The 21,282-nt window shown below is 70.5% G+C and carries 17 protein-coding genes; 6 read left to right on the top strand and 11 right to left on the bottom strand.

Features of this window, described 5'->3' with window-relative positions:
- The first annotated feature begins 21 nt into the window (after window positions 1-21).
- Window positions 22-1,659 carry a hypothetical protein gene (locus tag WME75_RS27985; protein WP_437477222.1) on the top strand — a complete coding sequence of 546 codons (1,638 nt, stop codon included), beginning with the start codon at window positions 22-24 and terminating at the stop codon, window positions 1,657-1,659.
- Window positions 1,660-1,696: 37 nt separating this feature from the next.
- A complete protein-coding gene (locus WME75_RS27980) occupies window positions 1,697-3,253 on the top strand; it encodes a hypothetical protein (RefSeq protein ID WP_437477219.1) in 1,557 nt (518 codons plus the stop codon).
- Window positions 3,254-3,451: 198 nt separating this feature from the next.
- On the opposite strand, the gene WME75_RS27975 is transcribed toward WME75_RS27980, so the two are convergent.
- The 5 genes from WME75_RS27975 to WME75_RS27955 form a co-directional block, all read right to left on the bottom strand.
- Window positions 3,452-4,552 carry a hypothetical protein gene (locus WME75_RS27975; RefSeq protein WP_437477217.1) on the bottom strand — a complete coding sequence of 367 codons (1,101 nt, stop codon included), beginning with the start codon at window positions 4,550-4,552 and terminating at the stop codon, window positions 3,452-3,454.
- A gap of 87 nt (window positions 4,553-4,639) precedes the next feature.
- Window positions 4,640-5,203: a hypothetical protein gene (locus WME75_RS27970; RefSeq protein ID WP_437477214.1), complete on the bottom strand. Its 564-nt coding sequence runs from the start codon at window positions 5,201-5,203 to the stop codon at window positions 4,640-4,642.
- Entirely contained in the window at window positions 5,200-5,967 is a 768-nt protein-coding gene (locus WME75_RS27965) for a hypothetical protein (RefSeq protein WP_437477211.1), read from the bottom strand. The genes WME75_RS27970 and WME75_RS27965 overlap by 4 nt, the downstream gene beginning before the upstream one ends.
- A complete protein-coding gene (locus WME75_RS27960) occupies window positions 5,964-6,473 on the bottom strand; it encodes a hypothetical protein (RefSeq protein ID WP_437477209.1) in 510 nt (169 codons plus the stop codon). Before WME75_RS27960 ends, WME75_RS27965 begins: the two co-directional genes overlap by 4 nt.
- A gap of 642 nt (window positions 6,474-7,115) precedes the next feature.
- Entirely contained in the window at window positions 7,116-7,499 is a 384-nt protein-coding gene (locus tag WME75_RS27955) for a BON domain-containing protein (protein ID WP_437494941.1), read from the bottom strand.
- A 273-nt stretch (window positions 7,500-7,772) separates the two neighbouring features.
- On the opposite strand from WME75_RS27955, the gene WME75_RS27950 reads away from it, so the two are divergent.
- Window positions 7,773-8,837 carry a hypothetical protein gene (locus WME75_RS27950; protein WP_437495090.1) on the top strand — a complete coding sequence of 355 codons (1,065 nt, stop codon included), beginning with the start codon at window positions 7,773-7,775 and terminating at the stop codon, window positions 8,835-8,837.
- Window positions 8,838-9,211: 374 nt separating this feature from the next.
- On the opposite strand, the gene WME75_RS27945 is transcribed toward WME75_RS27950, so the two are convergent.
- Window positions 9,212-9,712, bottom strand: a complete 501-nt coding sequence (locus WME75_RS27945) for a hypothetical protein (RefSeq protein ID WP_437477206.1) — start codon at window positions 9,710-9,712, stop codon at window positions 9,212-9,214.
- Between the two features lie 149 nt (window positions 9,713-9,861).
- Between WME75_RS27945 and WME75_RS27940 the strand changes: the two genes are divergently transcribed.
- On the top strand, window positions 9,862-11,178 hold the full coding sequence (locus WME75_RS27940) for a DUF5690 family protein (RefSeq protein ID WP_437477204.1): 1,317 nt from the start codon (window positions 9,862-9,864) through the stop codon (window positions 11,176-11,178).
- Between the two features lie 175 nt (window positions 11,179-11,353).
- On the opposite strand, the gene WME75_RS27935 is transcribed toward WME75_RS27940, so the two are convergent.
- Window positions 11,354-12,826: a VWA domain-containing protein gene (locus WME75_RS27935; RefSeq protein ID WP_437477201.1), complete on the bottom strand. Its 1,473-nt coding sequence runs from the start codon at window positions 12,824-12,826 to the stop codon at window positions 11,354-11,356.
- Window positions 12,827-13,137: 311 nt separating this feature from the next.
- Window positions 13,138-13,650, bottom strand: a complete 513-nt coding sequence (locus tag WME75_RS27930; protein ID WP_437477198.1) for a hotdog fold domain-containing protein — start codon at window positions 13,648-13,650, stop codon at window positions 13,138-13,140.
- 515 nt (window positions 13,651-14,165) lie between these two features.
- Here WME75_RS27930 and WME75_RS27925 point away from each other — a divergent pair.
- Window positions 14,166-15,587, top strand: coding sequence for an RNA polymerase sigma factor (locus WME75_RS27925; protein ID WP_437477196.1), 1,422 nt, complete (start codon window positions 14,166-14,168; stop codon window positions 15,585-15,587).
- A gap of 42 nt (window positions 15,588-15,629) precedes the next feature.
- On the opposite strand, the gene WME75_RS27920 is transcribed toward WME75_RS27925, so the two are convergent.
- The 3 genes from WME75_RS27920 to WME75_RS27910 form a co-directional block, all read right to left on the bottom strand.
- Window positions 15,630-17,798 (bottom strand): hypothetical protein, encoded by a 2,169-nt coding sequence (locus WME75_RS27920; RefSeq protein ID WP_437477193.1) that lies wholly within the window; start codon window positions 17,796-17,798, stop codon window positions 15,630-15,632.
- Window positions 17,795-19,108: a hypothetical protein gene (locus tag WME75_RS27915; RefSeq protein ID WP_437477190.1), complete on the bottom strand. Its 1,314-nt coding sequence runs from the start codon at window positions 19,106-19,108 to the stop codon at window positions 17,795-17,797. Before WME75_RS27915 ends, WME75_RS27920 begins: the two co-directional genes overlap by 4 nt.
- Before the next feature lie 95 nt (window positions 19,109-19,203).
- The gene (locus tag WME75_RS27910) at window positions 19,204-19,518 is read right to left on the bottom strand and encodes a hypothetical protein (protein WP_437477188.1); all 315 of its coding nucleotides are present in this window, start codon (window positions 19,516-19,518) and stop codon (window positions 19,204-19,206) included.
- A 732-nt stretch (window positions 19,519-20,250) separates the two neighbouring features.
- Between WME75_RS27910 and WME75_RS27905 the strand changes: the two genes are divergently transcribed.
- Window positions 20,251-21,081, top strand: a complete 831-nt coding sequence (locus WME75_RS27905; protein WP_437477185.1) for a hypothetical protein — start codon at window positions 20,251-20,253, stop codon at window positions 21,079-21,081.
- Window positions 21,082-21,282: the final 201 nt, after the last annotated feature.

The following is a 21,282-nucleotide window of genomic DNA, read 5'->3' as shown; positions in this document are numbered from 1 at the left end:
CGGAGGGGCGGAGGGAAGCCTATGGGCCGTCGGCTTGATGATCGAGGTCGCGGGATTGCTCGTTACCTCGCACTCCTCGCGCTGGGCTCAACGGGCGCCGCCGGCGTCTCCGGCTGCTATTCCGACAGCTGCGCAGAGGGCTACCTGTGCGAGCCGCTCCCTCCCCAGCCATCGCCCTGTGACGGGGATCCAGCGACGGCGCCGGCGCTCGACGAGTGCGGGGTGTTCGTCAGCGAGCAGGGCGACGACAGCAGCCCCGGCATCAAGGGAGCGCCGGTGAAGACCCTGCAACACGCGATCGGGCTCGCCGAGCACGGGCGAGGCCACGGCGAGGAAGCGACCCGGCGCGTGTACGCGTGCGGCGGGGAGTTCGCGGAGACGATCACGCTGCCCTCGGGGGTCGACCTCTGGGGCGGGCGTCGGTGTGACGGCGGGGATTGGTCGTATGAGGGATCGTTCGGCGGACCGGATCACCCGACGATCATCGCTCCGCCGGGGGGGATCCCGCTGCGGGTCCTCGGGGAGGCGGGTACGGCGCTCGCGGGGGACGAAACGACGTCGGTGATCGCCGGCGTGCGCGTCGTGGCGGCGGACGCCTCGGCGCCCGATGGCAAGTCGTCGATCGCGGTGATCTTGAGCACGGGCGCCAGGGCGTTCGTGCAGGACAGTGTGATCGTCGCGGGCGACGGCAAGGACGGGGAGCCGGGCGAGGACGCGGACACCGAGCGGGCGACGGACGGCGAGTCCGGGAACCACGGCGCGAACGCATGTACCGTAGACGCTGCCGTGGGCGCCCTTCCGGTGGTCACCATGTGCGGCGACGGCATCGAGTCGACGGGCGGCTACGGCGGCGACGGCGGACTCGACGTCGGCGGCGATGGCGCACCGGGGCAGCCCGCGCTCGCGGAGGATCCCATGCGCGACAGCCAAGCGGGGCGCGGCGCGGATCAAACGCGATGCGAGGACGGGGGCGATGGCGCACACGGCGCCGACGGTGGTCGTGCGGATGGCGCGTTTGGTCCAGGCTTCCTCAGCGACGATGGATGGATCGGTGTCCGTGGTGAGGACGGGACGAAGGGCGGCGTCGGCTATGGCGGCGGCGGCGGGGGCGGCAGCAAGTCGCGCGGACCCATGTTTGCGTGTCCGACAAGCCGCCCCCAAAGTGGTGCGGCCGGCGGCTCGGGGGGAAGCGGGGGTTGCGGCGGCAAGGGAGGCTGGGGCGGCGGCTATGGCGGCGCGAGCATCGGTATCGTCGCGCTGGAGGGCACGGACCTGACCGTCGCCAACACCAACGTGTTCACGGGCAAGGGCGGCAACGGCGGGGTCGGCGGAACGGGCCAACCGGGCGGCGCTGGTCAGCTGGGCGCTCACGGAGGCGTGGGTTTTGTTGATGCAATGTGGGGTGCATGCAAGGGCGGCGCGGGAGGTCACGGCGGTCGCGGAGGCGATGCCGGCGGCGGGCTCGGCGGCGCCTCCGTCGGCATCGCCTACGTGGTGCCCAATTTCGCCATTCGACCCGGGACCACCATTGTTCCCGGAACCCCCGGTACAGGCGGCCTCGCGGGGAACGCCGGCACGGAGGACGAGGTGGGCACAGGGAAACCCGGCCCACGAGCTCCTCTGTATGCCTTCCCGGCGGCAAGCGAGCCGATCCATTGAATCGCGCCGCGCGACACGCGGCCATCGAGGGATGCCCATGAACCTGAATTCCGCGCTCCTCCTCGTCGTTGCTCTGCCGCTCGCCTCGGCCGGCTGCGGGACCACACCGGGGGTGGACGACCCGAACGGTGCGCCGCCGTGCGACGGAGCCTCGACGTGTGGAGGCGATCCGATCCCCGAATCCGTCTGCCTGGAGCACCTCGCGAGGGCTCAGGTGCTCGACGGCTGCGGCGTGTTCGTCAACCATCCGTTTTTCGGCGGTGACGACGCGAACCCCGGCACGAAGGACAGGCCGGTTCGTTCCCTCCAGCGCGGCATCGAGCTTGCGCGCACCGGGCGCGGTCGCGTGTTCGCCACCAGCGATGGCTTCGAGGAGTCCATCACGCTGCCCTCCGGGGTGGATATCTACGGAGGCTTCGACTTCTTGGAATGGGAACGCGTGAAGGAGATTCAAACCCCGGTGCAGGGCATGAGCACGCTCGATCCCCCCTCGTTCGGGCAGGTCGCGCTGATCGTCGAGCCGGCCCGCGCCGGCGACACGGGGGCAGCGGACGGGGTCTCGATCATCGACCACGTGGGTCTCCGCAGCACAGCGCATGTCGGGATGATCGTTCGGTCGGGCACCGCGGTGGAGATCATCGGAAGCAGGATCGAAGCCGCCTACGGATTGGGGGGCCACGATGGGGACAGATGGCCGGGCCGGGCAGCGGAAGGACCGGACGGGCAGTATGGGGGAGACGCGTGCTCCGCAGCGACGGTCCCGGGTGGGGCTCGGGCGGTGAACTCCTGCGAGGGAGGGATCCCGAGCGCTGGTGGCAAGGGGGGCGACGGGCTCGCCGGCGGCGCCGGAGATGGGGAGGACGGCGAGCCCGTACCCGAGCCGAACCCACAGCACGAGGGGAGTGGAGGATCTGGCGACCCGGCAGACGGGCGTTGTTCCAGCGGCACCACCGGGAGAAGCGGCATGTGGGGCGCCGCCGGCGCAGCGGGAAAGGGCCGCGGGCGGCTCGAGGAGACCGGATGGCACGGCGACGGGGCCGGCGACGGCGCCCGGGGGATGCCGGGTCAAGGCGGTGGTGGGGGCGGCGGGCGTCGCGGTGGGCTCGCGGTGTGCGGCGTGGCCACCAAGGGCGGCGCCGGCGGCGGCTCCGGAGGCGCGGGCGGTTGCGGGGGGCGGGGCGGCCGAGGGGGCGGGAACGCCCAGCCGAGCATCGGGATCCTGGCGCTCCACGCGAAGGTGACGGTGCGCGACAGCCTCATCAGGAGCAACGACGGGGGCCAAGGCGGCGACGGCGGGGAGCCGGAAGAAGGCGGCAAGAGCGGCCGAGGCGCTCCAGGAGGGGCCTTGGGGGACGGCATGTGGTCCTGCCAGGGTGGCAGCGGCGGCCCCGGAGGCGATGGCGGCTACGGCGGTCCCGGGCGCGGCGGCGACTCGATAGGCATCGCCTACCTCGACGAGGACCAGCTCACGCTGGAGGGAGTCACCTGGGAGATCGGGCTGCCGGGCCCGGGCGGCACGAGCTGGGATTGGTCGGGCGACGTGATCACGGGGGAGGACGGCATCGCCGTCGAGACGCTGCGGTTCCCTGAATAGCCGAAGTGACGTCATGGGAGAACGGCACGGACCTCCACGACGGCTACCACGATTGCGGGAAGGCAGGCAGCGAAGCGAACCGCCCTGACGCCAAGAAACCATGGGAGTAGGAGGGGACATGCCGGGACGGCCCTCCCGCTCTCCTCTTGGCGATCTCGGCGGTTTTTCTGCTGATCGGGGCACCTTCCAGCAGTCGTGCTACGACGAAGCTACGGGCTCCGAGTCCACGGGCCAACTCGCCAGGAAGCTCATGGCCCAGGCGATCATGGCGGCCGGCGGCTCGCCGTCACCGTCCCACGAGGCGACCAGCGCTTCGATCTCGCGCGTGGCAGCTTCGAACTCGCGCTTGGCAGCGATGCCCCATGGAGTCATCGGCGGCTCAAGGAGCACGCGAATCTTCGCAAGCGTGTCGATCAACTCGTCCTTGCGAAGGACTCCATCCGTCTCCACCACGCAGTAGCAAGAACCGCTCTGCAGCTCTGGCATCAGGGGCCACAAGATGCAGTAGAGCGCCGTGAGCACAGTGAGCACCGCGATGAGCGGCTGTGTCAGGTTGCTCGTTTCGATCTGCACACCGGGTGCCGGCTCATCAGACGGCGATGGCTCCACCCACCTGTGCTGGTCCGTGAACAGGCAGTCGTAGAGTCTGGCCTCCCCGGGGAGACGCAGGCCCGGCATCACATCGGGCACGAGCACGGTCCCGATCTCCGGCGGCATGCGTTCGCAACCGAAGGTCGCCTCGATGTCGCCGGAGATCCACTCCGCGCATGGCTGCTCATCGGGCAACAGATCGAAGGTGGCATATTCCCTCCCGATGATGGCGAACTTTTGTCCATCGTCCGGACGAGCGACGAACCTCGGATCGAACGGGCTGCGCGGAACGATGAAATGTAGTCCTAAAAACTTGACCGAGAACGAGTCCCTCGTTCGCTTCACGATGTCGACCGTGCGTTCGCTATGGACGATGTAGTAAGGAACCAGAAAGCTCACATGGAACCACAGCGTTCGACCCGTGGACTCCGGCATGTCGATCGAAAAAGAATAACAGGCGTCGCAGCCGCCGCCGGGGAGATGCAGCGAATGGTTCCTGAACCTACCAGGGAATCCGTCTCGGATGCGACGCTGCAGGGAGCGCCATCGGTCGCCCTTCGATGCCTGGATCCGCGCGCGCACGAGCCGGTCGTGCTCCTCGGTCTCCGCGCATCGCTGGACGTCGATATCGCCGTCATCCATAATCCCGACCCCACGGGGATAGTATCGATAGACGATGTCGAGTAGCTCATCAACGTTGTGTTTCATGGCCTCACAATCCTGGAACCGATGTGTCTGCTCCGTCCATCCCATAGCGTGCTCGGCCACGCAGGCGGCATCCACCCAGGGGAACCGCTACGGATCCACCAAAGTCCAGACGTCCGAGAAGAGGCATACGTAGATCGTCGCCTCGCCCATCAACACCCCGTCCATGTCCACATCCGGCACCACCTCGTCCCCGAACTCCGGCGGGATCGGCTGGTAGCCGGGGTACGTGGCTTCGATCTCTTCTGCGACCGCCGCGGGTATCTCGTCGGGCTCGCCCCTGCTGTGGATTCCATAATAGGGCCCGAGAAGGCTCACGTGGAAGCTGAGCGAAGCCCTGGTGCTGAGCGAAGGAGCGGGCTCGAAGTCCCTGGGGCGATAGATGCGGGCCGAGTAGGCCGGCTGAACCCCTCCCGCGAACAGGTTGAGCGACTCGTTCTGAAGGCCGTATCGTTCGTACATGCGGTGGATCATCGCTTCCCACGTTGGGTACTCCGCTCGCCCGCGGTTTGCGGCTTCCACCAGGCGGCGGTGCTCCTCCGTGTCCTCCCAGACGGGGTCGCCCGGAGGCACATAGATGCGCTGGATTTTATGCACGCCCCGCGGGTAGAAGCGGTAAACGACGTCGAGCAGCTCAGAGAGAGTTGTCTTCATGGATTCGTCACCGAGGCGCCGAGTAGCGGGTACTTGAAACTGAACGCAGCTTTCGCCGCCTCGGCAAACTGTTTGCAAAAGATCCCCGGCGGGAGGTTGTAGTCCATGCTGTATCCGACCTCCTCCGTGATCTCCTCGCTGAGACCGGCTGCACGGACTGGATCGATTTTTCCCATAAACTCAGTCCGGAGCGGCATCTTGATGGTGAGAGGACAGTACCACTCATCGACGCCGCCCGAACCCCTATGCTTGAACTTCAGGTTGGCCTTGGCCTCTTGATACCCGCCGGCCTTGCCCCGGCCGTCATCCTTGACGGTGGTGACAAACGGGAAATCCTCCGGATCGAAATTTACGTATATGATGCGAGCCATTCCAGGCGGACACTTCGAGCTGCACGCATCGCTACAGGTCAAGGCAATCGCTCCGTCTCCGGCTGTGTCGCCGACTTCGGGGCACGGGTCTGGCGGGCTCGTCGGGCTACCTGTCGGCCTCTCCGCGCTGTCGCTGTCGCTCGGTCTCTCCTCTTCATCTTCGAGTTCCCACTCGTTGCACGCGATCTTGCGCTCGCCGCCACCCTGCGGGTCGGCCCCGAAGTCACCGGATGCGGCGGAGGTGTAGATGGGGCGGGGCTCCGAGCCTGGACCGGCACCTGCGCCCGAAGTTCGTTCCCCGACAGGATAGCAGTCTCCTATCGTCCAGTTGCACGCCGCCAGCGCCCAAGCCGCGATGACCAAGATCAATAATAGAACTTTTCTCACGTTCATTTCTCAATCCATCGAAGCACAGGACCAGCAACAACGACGACGGACACATAGCCCGGGAGCACCAGGCTGCCCCGACCGACCCAATCCACGTTGACGCTCACCGATACCCCCAGCGGTCCGGCGACGTACGCGTTGGTCTGCGCGTGGCCGCCTACGGCCAAGCCACCGACGCGGCCGCACAAGGTGACGCCGCACGTCGGCATGACGTAGAACGCGACAGACGGCCCCGCGCTGACGTTGCCGTCCTTCCACGCGTATCCGACGTCAACCGAGGTCTGGTTGTAGACCCCGGGCCCGTCCTCCTGGGTCGGGGGTAGGATCGTGCACAGGTCGTGCACCGTGAACAGGATGTCTCGCTGGATGGGCCACGATATGCCAGCATGCGGCCCCATCGCGAGGCGCGGAATGGTACCGGCCTGGAGCCACCCGAGGCTCACCCCGGCGCTCAGTTCGTACGCTCCCGCTTGCGTCGGTACGACGACGAGCGGAGGGACGACCAGGACCACCCATGGGCTCCGTCGGCTTCTTGTGCCCATCGTCCCCTTCTCCCCGCTCCGCAACCGACGAGCCACGTGGCGACGCGGGCCATCCTTCGAATGACAGGATCGGGCGTCAAACGGAATCTGGGCGAGAACGCTACCATGGCCGTGGGTCGTACCGTCCAGAGCGTGCGCCAACGCCGCGCAGCTGCCGCGCGGCTCCAGCGCTCGTCCAACTGCTGGCGCCAGGTGCCTGTCACGCCGCCGCGAGAGCGCGCTACCGGCCCTACGCGCGGGCTGCACGATGTCGGTTGCAAGCCCGACCCAGCACGGCGCCGTGCGCAGGCAGCGGTGACCGCGCGCTATCGCGCTATGACGGCCACGCGCGTCGCGCCGCACGACGTCGCGCTCGCGGTCACGGCGCCCGCGAGCGCGGCGCCCGGCGGTGGCCGGCGCGATCCGCGACGACGACGCGCTGAATAGCCGATCCTGATCCGGGAACGCCGGCACTTCCAAGTGCTTGAACGGGCTTGCAGAACGGCCTCTCCGTGCGCTCGTGGGCGCCGTGAACGAACCCACCACGAGGAGGAGAGGCCGATGGGGACAATGTTCTTCGGCTTCGGTCCCGTCACAAACGGGTGCTTCAGCAGCGAGCCCGCCGGCGGCTGACTACGAGGCGTTCCGGCGCGACTCGTTGTTCTTCGTCTCCGAGGGCGACGTGGCGCCCAGGGAGGTCGCGGCGCCGGACGCGCCCGCGGCGGCGCCGGACGCGCCCGCGGCGGCGCCGGACGCGCCCGCGGTGGAGCGCTCGCTCGCTGACAGCCCGGCGCTCGTCTTCGCCTCGTTCTGCTGCTGCTCGCGGTACATCCGGATCTCGTTCCGCACGTCGGTCACGCCCGAGATCCGCTCCGCGAGCACCTCGAGCTGGTGCTTGAAGCGGCGCTCGCGGACGGTGCCCGAGAGGACGACCTCGCCGTTCTGCACCTTCACTTCGACGTCGCTCGCATCGAGATCAGGGTGATCGGAGATCCTGTCGCAGAGGTCTTCCCGGATCCGCTCGTCCGAGCGCTTGTATCCCTTGGGCGGGCGGCCGCGCGAACCGCCGACGTCTCCGCCCAGTCCGACGGTCTGGAGGAAGCTCTGTCCGCCTGAGCCCTGTCCGCCTGAACCCTGTTCGCCGGAGGGCTGGCCGCCGGACGGATAGCCCTGATCGCCGCGGAAGCGGGGCTCCTGGCCCTCGTACCCGCGCTGGTGTCCTGACCGCTCGCTCCAGCCGCGCTCGTCGTCGGCCCACTGCCGGAGGCCGCCCCGGGCTCCGTAGCCTTCGTGCTGGCCTCCGCCGAAGCCTCCCTGGCCACCGAAGCCGCCCTGGCGGCCACCAGATCCACCCTGGCCACCGAATCCACCCTGGCCGCCGAAGCTGCCCTGGCCGCCCTGGCCGCCGCCGAATCCACCCTGACCACCGAAGCTGCCCTGGCCGCCGCCGTAGCCATCCTGGCCGCCACCGTAGCCGCCCTGGCTGCCCCCGAATCCCCCCTGGCCCTGGCCGCCGTAGCCGCCCTGGCCGCCGCCGAACCCGCGCTCGCCGCCGAAGTGGCCCTGGCCGCTCTGGCCGCCCAATCCGCCCTGGCCACCGTAGCCGCCCTGTCGGCCCCCGAATCCACCCTGGCCGCCGCCATAACCGCCGAGTCCACCCTGGCCACCGAAGCTGCCCTGACCGCCGTGACCGCCCTGACCGCCGCCAGATCCGCCCTGGCTGCCGCCGTGACCGCCTTGGCTGCCGCCGAAGCCGCCTTGGCCGCCGTGGCCGCTCTGGCCGACGCCGAAGTGACCTTGGCCGCCGTGACCGCCCTGGCCGCCGCCGAAGCCGCCCTGGCCGCCACCGAAGCCGCCCTGGCCGCCTCCGTCACCACGCCCGGAGCCAAGATCGTCGCGACCTCCTCGCTGGAAGTCATCGCGCGGCTCGCCCAAGGCCTGGCGCGGGCCTCCGTGATTCTCGTGCTCTGCCCAGCCGCGATCCTGCCGGCCCCCCCAGCCGCGCTCGCCGCCGTAGCCGCGCTCACCCTCGTGACCGCGGCCGCCGAACTCCCGCTGATCCCACCCGCCGCGGAGGTCGTGCTGACCGCCTCGGGAATGGCGCTGATCGTCTCGCTGGACGACTTGCTCGTAATTGCCACGATGCCCGTAGCTAGCATCGCCCGAGGCTCCGCGCTCGCCTCGATATCCCTCATCCCCTCTCTGCCCCTGGTGCCGCCCAGACCTCTCCTCGTCGTGCCCCCGCCCATCGTTATGTTCCTCGTCGATCCAACCCTGACGATTCGGCATGACTCCTCCGCCTTCCTTGCGACACGAGCGACACGGCAGCGAAACCGCGTCGCTCCTCCCTCGTGATCCGTTCGACGCGCGAGGGCACAAGGGACAGCAGTGATCGGGCCGCCTGCTCTGCGCGCCTGTCCGGTGCCGCGTGACCTGAAAAGAACCGAGGCCCCGATGCCCCGCGCGCCCGGACATCGCAAGGGGTATTCCAGGACGAGCGGGGCGATGTTTCACTCCGATTTCAGGAAGATTACGCCCCGCCGCGCACGCGCCGAGGTGCAAAGTGCCTCATGCCAGAGCGACAATGCGTCTCATCGAGACGTTGTGCCACAGCCACGACATCGCGAGTTAGGGCTCCCCCTGAGATCGCTTAGGGAGTCGACGGAGGCAATCGGACACAGCCGTGCCTGATGGCGGGTGATCGCGAGAAGGCGCGCCGGCGCCGCCGCTCACCTCGGCGCGCGCAGCGCCTCGAGGATCCCGTCCAGCCGCTCGATGATCGCCTTGCCCTGGTCCTGCGCGCCCTGCGGCGCGCCGAGCGCGGCGGTCGCGAGCGCCGGGCCCATCGTCATCACGAAGGAGGCGATCGCCTTGCCCGCGGCGGTCTGCGCGAAGCGGTCGACGTAGCCGCCGGACAGGCAGGTCGAGATGAACAGGAGGGCGTCCAGGAAGCTCCCGCACCGCGGGTTCTCGCCGTGCTCGGCCTGGTAGAACAGGTACGAGCTCCCGAGGACCATCGCCGCGAGCGAGTCGACAGGATCCCGCGCCACGGCGTCGCGGCAGCGCTGCTTCAGCTGGTCGTACGAGAGCTCGCCCGCTCCCCCGGCGGCGAGGCCCAGCACGAGCAGGGCGACCGCGCCGCGCAGCCGTTCGTCCCGGCCGACCGAAGGGGCCGCGGCCGCGACGTCCTGCACGATCTTCGTTGCGGCGAGCGCTGACAGGTCTCCCAAGGCGTGCCCTCCCGGCCGCGCCGCGGGTCACGGCGCAGGATCCATGTCTCGCACGGACGCGCGCCGAAGGGAACGGTCGCGCGCCGCACCGAAAATCCATGCGCTTGCCGCGCACCCGTGATTACCCTCGCGCCTTCCTCGGAGCTCCCATGCCGGCCCAGAGAAGCGTGACGAGATGGCTCGAACGGGCGCCCGCCCCGGTGTTCTCGGCGTTCGCCGTGCTCGCCGCGTTCGCGACGTACTTCTGCATGTACGCCTTCCGCAAGCCGTTCGCGGTCGGGACCTTCCACGGCGCGGTCGCGCTGCCGCTGCTCCCGGACCTCGATCTGAAGAGCTTCTACATCATCGCCCAGGTGATCGGGTACTGCGCCTCGAAGTTCCTCGGCATCAAGATCGTCTCCGAGATGCGGCCCGAGCGGCGCGCCCTCGCCATCCTCACGTGCATCGGCGTGAGCGAGGCCGCGCTCGTCCTGTTCGGGCTCGCCCCCGCCCCGTACGCCGCCGTCTTCCTCGTGCTGAACGGGCTGCCGCTCGGCATGGTCTGGGGGCTCGTCTTCGGCTTCCTCGAGGGCCGCCGCGTGAGCGACCTGCTCGGCGCCGGCCTCTGCGCCAGCTTCATCGTCGCCAGCGGCTTCGTGAAGACAGTCGGCAAACTGACGCTCGGCTGGGGGGTGCCGGAGGTGTGGATGCCCGCGGTGACGGGCGCGCTCTTCTTCCCGCCGCTGCTGCTCTCGGTGTGGATGCTCGCGCAGATCCCGCCGCCCACGGCCGACGACGAGGCGCTCCGGACCCGGCGCGCGCCGATGGACCGCGCCGCGCGGCGCGCGTTCGTCGCGGCGAACGCCGGCGGGCTCGCGACCCTGGTCCTCGGCTACATCGTCCTCACGGCCTACCGCGATTTCCGGGACAATTTCGCCCGCGAGATCTGGGACGCCCTCGACTACGCCGATCAGCCGGCGATCCTGACGACCGCCGAGATCCCCGTGGCCATCGGCGCGCTCCTCTCGGTCGCGGTGATGATGGGGATCCGGAGCAACCGCACGGCGCTCCTCGTGGTCCACGGCATCGTGGTCGCCGGCGCGCTGCTCGCCGGGCTGAGCACCGCGCTCTACCAGGCGGGCGTCATCGGCCCGGTCGCCTGGATGATCAGCGTCGGGCTCGGGCTCTACGTGGGGTATGTCCCGTTCAACTGCGTGCTCTTCGACCGGCTCATCGCCGCGGTGGGCTCGGTGGCGACGGCGGGCTTCCTGATCACCGCGGCCGACGCGTTCGGCTACCTCGGGAGCGTGGCGCTGCTGCTCTACAAGAGCTTCGGCCAGGCGAAGCTCTCGTGGATCGAGTTCTTCGTCGGCTTCAGCTACGCCACCGCCTTCCTCTGCGCGGCGCTCTTCGCCGCGTCGGCGGCGTACTTCTGGCTGCGCACGCGCGCCCCGGTCCCCGCCGCGCGCCCGGCGCTCGACGCCTGAAGCCCGCGCGCGGCAGCGCTCCTCGGAGCTCCCGCCAGCTCCGTATCCCCGGAGCTCGTCCCCGCTGTCGTGGGGGGTGAAGAGCTGGAACCACAGAGAACTGGAGCCACAGAGAGGCAGAGAGGACAGAGAGAGTAAGATCTCTGTCCCCTCCGGGAGCGCAGGGGGAAGGGGCTCAGTTGACCGGCGGGATCTCGGTCTTGCAGCCGACGCGGAGCTGGACCTGCCCGCCCTCCTGGAACCGGGTGCAGGTCGCGGGGCACATCACGATCTTCGTCGGCGCGCCGCCGGTCGCGGGGTCGACGTCGTAGTACCAGCCGCCGCCGGCCGCGTCGCAGCTCGCCTCGTCGGCCACGTAGAAGATGGTCGACGAGGCCTCGCCGTCCTGCGAGGTGTGCTGGACGTTGAGCGTGTCGTAATCGAGCGTCTGCCCGGCCGACGGCGCCGGGACCTGGTACTCGCACGCCAGGCTCTTGCCGCGGATCGCGCTGAGCGCGTCGAGGAAGGCCTGCGCCACGTCCTCGTTCGTGTCGATGAAGAAGGCCGACTCGGTCCCGCCGCCCTCGGCGATGCGGTCCATCGTGGCCTGGGCGCCGTCGTCGTTGCCGTCGAAGACGCCGATCACGAAGGTGGAGATGCTCGGCGTGCCGCTCACCCCCTCGGCCGCGAGCGCCGCCAGGCCGTCGGCGTCCTTCGGCTTGCACTCGGTGGGCATCCCGTCGGTGGCGAGCACGGCGACGACCCGGTGGGTCGGGTTCGCCGCGGCGTGGGCGCGGGCCTGCGCGAGCGCGCCGGACAGGGCGCCGGCGGTGGGCGTGCCCCCCTCGGGATCTGTGCGGGCGATCGACCGGACGAGCTCCTCGGCCCGCGCGGCGTCGAGCGGCTCGATCGAGACGGCGGGCGTCGCGTAGTCCTCGGTGACGCACGAGTCCGGGTTCGCGCAGCTGCTCCGGGTCACCTTCATGCACGTGCCCCCGCGGCCGGCGCAGGCGTCGCCCAGGGCCGCGCAGAGGTCGCCGTTCCGGGAACAGACGCCGAGGTCCACGCACGCGTCGCCCTCCGCGCAGTCCGCGTCCGTGGCGCAGAACTCCGTCCTCGTGGAGAACGTGTCGCGACAGACCCGGAGCGCGCACGGCCCGTTGTCGCCGCACTGCGCGTTGGTCGTGCAGGAGTCCGGCACGTCATCGTCGGGCAGCGGGAAGTACTGGAGCCCGACGCCGAGCCCCTCCGATTGCGAGTCGGTGAAGAAGGTCTCGAGCGCCTCGGTCACGGCGTTCCACTTTGTGACGCCCCCCGCGAGCCGCTCGTCCATCGACCCGGACGCGTCGAGCATGATGTAGAGGTCGAGCGGCACGATCTCGGCGGTGCTCGACTCGCCCGCGCACGAGGCGTCACCGCCGGCGCCCTCTCCCGCGCCGCTGCTGTTCCCGGCGTTGGTTCCTCCCGGTTCATCGGGGCCGTACCCGGTCTCCGAGCTCGTCCCCGAGCCGGTCTCCGAGCTCGTCCCCGAGCCCGCGCCGGCCCCAGTCGCCGCCGCGCCCCCGGTCCCGCCGCCGGAGACCGAGCCGCCATCGGCCCCACCGCAGGCCGCGAAGATCGCGCAGATCCCCGTCGCGGCGAGCGCCACCATCCTTGAGCGGTTCTCCATGAGCAGAATCGAAACACCCCTACCGCGCTTTGTCGAGTGCGTTGGTCCGAGCCGCTGTCTGGAATCTGGTCAGGTGTGGTGCTGGGTGAGACGTTTCGAGTGAGGTGAGCGGAACCCCGATATCCAAGCGTGGCTCGGGACACAGGATTGCCGCGAAGCACAGGATTGCTCCGAGGGCAGGGGACTCTGGAGCTCAGGGGGCCTGGAGCGCTGGGCGCTGCGGGCACAGGGGCGCTGCTGGCTCAGGTGTGCTGCTGGCTCAGGGTGTGCTGCTGGCTCAGGTGTGCTGCTGGCTCAGGTGTGCTGCTGGCTCAGGGCTGTTTCTTCGGACCCACGAGGCTGCGGAGGACGGCGCGGGCGACCTCGGCTCCTGTCGCGTCTCGCAGGCTCACGGGGATCTGGAACTCCCTGCGTTCGCTCGTGTCCGGGACAGGGCACTCGCAGACGGCGCGGAGCGTCCCGCGCGCCTTCTTCAGGTACTCGATCGAGAGGCCCGCGACGATGAACCGCGCGTCGTCGGGCAGCGCGTAGGCCAGCGCCGTGTTGGCGGTGAGCTCGGCGAGGTTGACGAGCGCGACGGCGTGCACCGAGCGGAGGTGGTTGCGCAGCCCGGGCCGGTCGCGCATCGATACCTCCGCGCGGCCGCGCTCGAGGACCTCGATGTCGGCCCGGATCGTCCCGGTGTACGGCGCCATCGCGCCGATGAGCCGGCTGAACAGGCGCTTGCCCCCGGGCAGGAGGTGCAGCCTGTCCCAGAGCTCGCGGATGGTGTTGCGGCGCGAGCTCGCCGCGATGGCTGCGAGAGAAAAGTCAGAGAGGTTCATGCGCTGGACCCGCGTGGCAGCGCCAGGGTGCCCCAAGTCGCCCGCGCACGCACCCGGAATGTTGCTCCCCCGCTCCCCGTCGCGAAGCGGGGCGGCAGCCTGTCCGACGCGCCACGGAGCCGCGCAGACACCTCCGGTTGCGCCGCGAACAGCGCCCGAGCGTGGTGGGCAGTGCCGGCGCGCGGCCCTGCGGCTGGGGCCGCCCGCCGCGCCCGCTCCAGGCTCGCGCCACGGGACGATCTCGGCGGATCCCGCCGGCCAGCGCTTACGTCCCAAGGCCTCGTTCAGGTCCGTGAAGCGAGCCGGAAAGAGCAATTCACCAAAAGAATGATGCGCGCGAATATTATTCGAATTTCGGATGCGTCCAGGGACGCCTCGAGGCGCCGCCGGCGCGAGAATCCCGCGCGAATCCAGGCCTCCTGGCGCTTGCGAGCGGTCGCCAGCCCCCCGCGCTCGCCGCTCGTGGCCTGCCCCGGGCGGTAACCCCACCTCCGCGCCCGGAATTTTTCTTGTGTATGACACGACCTCGCCGCCCGGGCCAAGGTGGTCCCCCCGAGAAGGAGCGAGCCTTCGAGCTGCTCTTTCGTGAAAAAACATTCACGCTCGTCTGGCGCTGGCTGACGCGCCTGGGAGTTCCCCTGCGCGACCGTGGAGACCTCGCGCAGGACGTCCTGCTCTCTGCCTATGTGAGCTTTGATAACTACAAACCTGAGATCTCCCGGCCCGAGCGCTGGCTGAACCGGATCGCGGTTCACACCGCCGCGCACTACCGGGAGCGCGCCCGGCACCGCTACGAGGAGCTGGTGCAGGAGGAGGAGTTCCCGGTCCTCGTCGACGAGTCCAAGAGCGCGGACGAGCTGTTGATCTCGGACCAGGAGCGCCTCATGGTGCTCGAGCTCCTGCATCAACTCGACGTGGACGCGCACTCGATCCTCGTCGAGCACGACCTCGGCGGCGTCCCGATGGCGGATCTCGCGCAGCAGCGCGGCATCCCGCTGTCCACGGCGTACAAGTGGCGCGCGCGCGCCCTCGACCTGTTCCACGATGTCGTCGCGAAGCGACGGCGCGAGGAGCGGAGGAAAGAGGGCCGGCGCTTCGTGCTGCCCCTGGACATGGCGGCGGTCCTCGCCACCACCCGGGTCGCGCCGCGCGTGCCCGACGACGTCCAGATGTCGACCCTCCGCGCCGTGCAGGAGGCGGCGCGGGCGCTCAAGGAGGGCAGCGCAGGGAAGGCCGCCGGCGGCGTCGGCAAGGCGCTGAAGGAAGCCGCGGCGTGGCTCAAGGGGCTCGTGAAGCTCGCCCGGCAGCTGCTGCCGACCGCGGGCGTCGGGCCCCTCGTCGCCGCGCCCGTCGTGGCCACGGCGGCGGCCGGGGCGCTCTGGCTGGCGCTCCGGACCCCGGAGCAGCCGCCGCCACCGACGGTGAGGCACCTCGCGCCCGCGATCATCACCGCCGTGCCTCCACCGCGGCTCGCCGAGCCGACGGCGCCGCCCGAGGAGCCGGCGCCCCCCGAGGAGCCGCCGGCCCCGGAGCCCGTCCAGGCGCCGCCGAGGCGCACCCCCGTCGAGCGGCGAGCGCGCGTCCCGGCGCCCGTCAGGGAGGAGCGCGCGCCGGCGCCGGTCGTGCCCGCGGTCGAGAGCGAGGTGCCCGGCGGCAGCCTCGACATCGCCCTGTTCGAGGCGTGCAGCGCGGCGGTGCAGCGGCGCGAGCCGACCCGGGCGATCGCGGCGCTCGAGCGCTACGAGCACGAGATGCCGCAGAGCGCCTTCGGGATGGAGCGGAAGGTGCTCTGGATCCGGGCGCTCCTGCTCGCGGGGCGCCTCCCCGAGGCGCGCACGCTGCTCGACGAGGCCCTGCTCGATCCCGCGATCGACAGGCGCCTGCTCCACGAGCTGGACGAGGCCTTGCCCGATCCTCGAGCGCGCGCCGCGCCATAGAGCGCGGAGCGCGCGCCGCGCCGTGGAGCGCGCCGCGGCGGCTCACTCGCCCGCGTACGTGCCGAAGCTCGCCCGGCCGCTCGTGGAGACCTGCGGGGCGGCCTGGCCCACCTGCACGACCGCGGAGACGAACGCGGCCGGCTTGAGCCCTTCGTCGGGCCCCGCCTCGTTGGTGATGTACTCCAGCCCGATCCCCGCCAGGAAGCCGAACGACGTGGTGTTGCCCCCCGAGCCGAGGATCGGGACCGTCGGCGCGACGCCCACGTAGCCGAGCAACCCGACCCGCCCCTCGCCGAGCGTCTGCACGAAGCCGCCGATCTGCGCGGCGACCGGGAAGGCCCGGCGCTCCACCGGGTCGTAGCGATCGACAGCGAGCGCCACGCCGACCGCGCTGAGCACGCTCCGCGTGACGAGGGGCTTCTCCACCCACGGCGCGCGGGTGACCTGCAGGGTCGCGAGCATCGCCGGGACGGTCAGGTAGGCGCGGAAGCAGCTCCCCGCGGCGTCCAGCGTCTCGAAGTTGTCCTCCCCGCACAGCGGGACCGAGTGGATCGCCACCGACCCCACGAGCCGCCGGGCGCGCTCCGGATCGCCGGGCTCGCTCGAGCGGAGCGAGCTCGCGACGCGGCCCGCGTCGGAGAGGAGCACCACCTTGCCCTGCGGGCTCAGCGGATGGCTGTAGACGGCCAGCCGGAGCCGCGCGTCCCCGTCGAAATCCTCTGCGAGCGGCGGCAGCGGGAACTCCGCGCTGCTCGGCGTGACGATCCACGTGCCGTCCTGGAGGAGCTCGATCGGCGCGCCGCCCCGCAGCTGGTCGGTGCGCGTCAGCGAGACGTGGAGCGCGAGCGGCGCCACGAGCCGGTGCTTCGTCTGGCCCGTCAGCCGGATCCGGCAGTTGCCCAGCCGGAGCGGCGCCGGCGAGATGACGACCGCGCCGTGCGCGAGCGGCTGCGGCCCGGGGCGCGACGGATCCACGTCGGGCGCCCGGCGCGGCGGCAGGGCGCCGAGCGGCGGCGCCGGCGAGGGGGCCTGCGCCGCCGCCGGACCGGCCGCGGCACGCGGGGGCGCCCGGCCCCCCGGCGGGGCGGCGGCCGGCGGTCGGGGCCCGGGCGGACGGTGGCTCCCCGGCGGGGCGCCCCCGAGATCCGCGCGCTGCGCGATCGGCGTGGGGCCGCAGTCGACCTTCAGGTCGTCGGCGAGCGGATCGGGGAAGAGCAGCCGCGCGGGGTTCGACTCGACGAGGTTCTCGAGCGGCGGGATCGTGACCCGGTACGTCGCGTTGACCACGTTGCCCGCCGCGGGCGCGTGGAGGTTGAAGGCGGAGACGCGGAGCCAGCCGCCGCCCGGGAAGACGCGGAGCACCTTGCCGTCGGGGCGCCCGCAGGCGCCCGAGGCGACCTCGAGGACCGGCACCGTGAACGTGCGCTGGAACGGCTGCACCCGGGCGTTGCCGCAGCTGTCGACGATGGCGAGGTAGTGGAAGTCGGCCATCTCCGACTGCTTCGGCCACTGCATGCCCAGCGTGAGCTCGCCCGCGTCGGCCGGCGGCGGCTCGGGCCGGCCGTCGCGGCAGACGTCGACGCGCTCGGGAGACGGCGCGGCCGGCGCGCCGGAGGGGGATCTCGCGACCTCGGCGACCGGCCGGTAGGCGCAGATGTGCCGGTACGAGCGGCGGCCGAGGAGCACCGGATCGAAGTCGAGCAGGCGCTGGCCGTCCTCGCTGAGCCGCCCCCAGATCGTGAGCGGGAGGGGCAGCGTCGGGGTCTGGAGCTTGATCGAGCGCAGGACCTGATCGCCGACGGGGCTCTGCCCGGGATCGCCGGTCTGCGCCGCGCAGCCGCCGCCGCTGCAGAGCCAGCGGCCGCCGCGGCGGGCAGCCTCGATCGGGACCGGATCTGTGTCGCGGACAGTCATCCAGACGCGGCGCGCGTCCGGGAAGATCTCCGGTCCGCCCGCCGACGACGCCGCGGCGCCGGTCGTGCCCGCCGGGGCGCGCACGACCTGCAGGCTGCCGCCGAAGTCGGCGGGGACGGCCATCGGCAGCGCGCCCGCCGCGCTCCGCGCCGAGGCCGGGCTCCCCGCGGGCGCGTCGCCCTCGGCTCCCCCGGCGTCGGTCTCGGGCTCGTCCTGCGCCGGCGAGGTGGCGGGCGCCGCGAGCGCGGCCGCGAGCGCGAGGATCGATAGGAATATCGAGGACTTGCGTGCGCTCACGGCGAGCCCTTCTCTTCTTCCGGCTCCGGCTCCGGCTCGGGCTCGGGCTCGGGCTCGGGCTCGGGCTCGGGTTCGGGTTCGGGTTCGGGTTCCGGCTCGGGCTCGGGTTCGGGCTCCGGTTCCGGTTCGACGACGGTGATGGGCTCCGAGGAGCACTCCGGGCGCGCGAGCAGGCGCGGCGTCACGCGCAGCACCGTCGTCCCGGGCGCGACCGCGATGCCCTGGATGATCGTCGCCTCGCTCTCCTCGCCGCGCAGGGTCACGGACGCCTCGCCGAGCGCGATCACCTGGTCATCGCCGACGGTGAGGTCGACGGGGACGGCGATGCGCACGCGCTCGGCGTTGTAGGCGCTCACCTCGAAGAGATCACCCGGCGTCCCCGCGGTCACGACGCTCCGGAGGGCGCGCACGCGGAGCAGGCGCGGCTCGGGGTCGACGGTGAGCGATGGATTCGGCTCGATCGCCTTCTGCCCCGAGCTCACGGCGAGCGTCACCTCGCCGCCGAGGTCGCTGAAGCACAGGGTGAAGGGCGGGCTCTCCCCGGTCGCGCCGAGCAGCACGCGCAGGCGCGTGGTCCGCTCGCGGCAATCCGGGGCGAGCGAGAGGGCGGCCTCGCTGTGCAGCGACTCGATGATCACGGGGGCGTGCTCCACCACGCCCGGCGCGTCCTGGGGGGGCGACGCGCGGACGCGCGCCTCGCGCGACCGGATCGCGCCCGGCCGCCAGGTGGCGCCGAGGTCGTCCGGCAGGGGGCCGAGCGTGCACGCGAGGGGCAGGTACGTCGCGAGCACCCGGTCGCTCTCGCCGAGGCCCCCCGCGATCAGCGCGAAGTTTGTGGCGTCCTCCGGCAAGCCCGCGGGGAGCACCGTGATCGGGAGCTCCTCGGTGCGGTCGGCCCAGGCGACGACGAGCCGCGCCTCGCCGGACCAGTCGCCCTCGGAGGCCACGGTGAGGCCGGCGTAGCCCTGCGTGCCGGCGGTGCAGCGGAACGCGCCGTCCTTCATGCCGCACGAGGCCCCGTCGCCCGCCGCGCCGTCCGCCGGCTGCAGCGCGAGCGCCTCGCTCGGGACCACGCGGACCTCGACGTAGGCGCCGTACGCCGGCTCGTTCGCCTCGGTGAGCTTGAGCGAGACGTCGGTGCGCCACGGGCTCTGGCGGGGCGGCACCGGCCTGCCCGCCGCGTCGAGCGTGTCCGCCGCGAACAGCGGCCCGGCGACGTCGGCGCGGAGCTCGACCTGCCCGCTCCCGGCGAGGGGGTAGCCGCGCTCGATGCAGGCGGCGGCCAGGACGAGCGCGCCGCCGCCCGCCACGAGGAGCGGCGCTCCGGGTCGGCGCGGACGACGGGTGGGGCGATGCGGACGGCGGGGCGCGCGCCCGTCGACGGGCAAGGCCGGTCGAGGTGCGCTCACTTCTGGTAGATCTCGGTGTACTCGGTCCCGAGCGGGTGGCGGTGCCACGCGTAGGCGCTCTGCGGGAATCCGCTCTCGTCCGTGTAGTCGCAGGGGCCCAGCTCCCATTCGGTGTGCCAGACGCTCGCGCCCGTCGCGGGGTCGACGGACATCGCGTGGGCGGTCACGTCGCTCTCCGGCTCGCCGGGGTCGTGCACCATGCGCGTCTCGTCGTCGAGGTAGCGCTCGAGGACGGCGATGGGGATGCGCGCCACGCGCTTGCCGGGCATCGGGATGAGGAACACTTCGCTCTCGTCAACGGGGCTGGTCATGGCGCTCTCTCCTGGCGAGCGGCGAGGGGGCGGCCCTCCGGGCGCGGAGGGATCGCGCGCCGCGCTGGAGCGCGGGCTCTGGGTGGTGCTCGGCGCTGTCCCTCCACGCTGTCTCGATCATACCTGCTTCGCGCGGCGCGCGGGAGCGCTTCGCGCAGCGCGGGCGCGCTGGGCCTAGGTGGGCCTCCCCTCGGCGGACCGGAGGCGCCGTGACCGGGCCCGCGATGGCGAGGCGCCACGTCGCGCGGCCGCGCGACCATGAACGGCTGTTCCGAGGCGTCGACGGCCGTTTCCTCCGCTCGCTGCTGGGCCCAGCCACCCTTCGTCGCAGACCGCTCTTGCTCTCGCAACGCGAGCCACGAGAGCGCCGGGTGCTGATCCTCGTCGGCGAGGCCGAGCAGGTGAGCGAGGTCGCCCGGAGCCTGGGGATGCCGATCGGGACCGCGTTCTCGCGGCTTCGCCGAGGCCATTGCCGCCTTGCCGCCGTGCTCAAGCGGCGGCGTCGCTTGCGGTAGACCCCAACCTTCTCGGCCAGGATGGCGAGCGAGGTCGCCCTGAGCCTCGGGATGTCCATAGGGGGTCGCCGTTCACCGCTAACCGGCCAGGCATCCTGCCTCGCGAGGGACCGTACCTTGGGCGGGTTGCGTTGCCGTAGACGAGTACGGATTGTGCGCGGTACGCTCACGCGCGTGTGGTCGGAGTGGGTGGGTTCCTTTCGGTCATGGACAGGCTATGAAGTCAGAAATCAATGAAACGCTCCTGGAAATGCATTACTACAGAGCGTTTGTTGAACTGTTCGAGGCTCATTTTGGTAAGAAATTCCTTAGGATCTTAAAGCCGTCGCAGCGTCGGGAGGCCTTTCTGGGTTTCGACCAGGGTTGGGTGCGAAGTAATGTGCCCATGGCTCGATTTCGTGAGGAGCTCGAGGCGGCGATTGCGACACGGGGCACATCGGTCCAGTCTCTGTATCTTGGTTACTTTCTTCAGTATAAATGTCCTGAGATGATTGGGCGGAGGAGTTATGCTATGCCGCCCGACTTTCAGACGCCGTACTATAGGTTTCAGCTCTCGTTGAAGCCGAACAGAGAGACGGGTATTTCGCAGCATGAGACGTTGCTTCGGTTGAAGAATGTTGCCAACGTCGATGTGTCGTATGCGTGTCCAATGATATTCGATGAGGATTCCTTGTATGAGTCGCCAGATCTGGACGATGTAAGAATCGTCCCGCTTGATACCGCGCCTGCGGGGTACGCGACCAACGAGTCTCATTTTTGCTGCTTTAGAAGTCCTACGGATCCTGCTCCGATGTGGTGCAGTCAGCCGATGCTTGGTAAGTCGGTCGGTTATGAGGAGTGGGTCTCCAGTGGCAATTTGCGTCTCCTCGAAGCGCGTGAATTTCTGGATTGGTTCGAGCGCGTGAGAGAGGTGTACTATGGTTCTCAAAAAAATGAGTGGATATTGGGCAAGGCGACGCTTCCGAGTAGCCTTACGATTGTAAAATTTAGTTGCGAAGCTTCTTGGCCGACGAAGCGAGAGGCTCTTCTGAGCCGAGTTAGGCGATGAAGAGGGAGATGCCGCCTAATTTTTGCTCCGTCGCTCTTGCCTCCATCCAACGCTTCCATGTCTCCGGATATATATAAACAACTGCGACTCTCTGCGCGGCCAACGGAGATACCCTCCCGCGTCAAGAGGAGCTGCCTCTGCCTCCGGTGCTCCCGCAGGGTGGGCGCCAGCCGGCCGTCGTCCCGGCGAGCGGCTCCTGGG

The organism is Sorangium sp. So ce1014, from assembly GCF_051521505.1.
Taxonomy (GTDB): domain Bacteria; phylum Myxococcota_A; class Polyangia; order Polyangiales; family Polyangiaceae; genus Sorangium.
The sequence above is the reverse complement of the archived record's forward strand: the minus strand, read 5'-3'. Positions and strand labels throughout refer to the sequence as shown.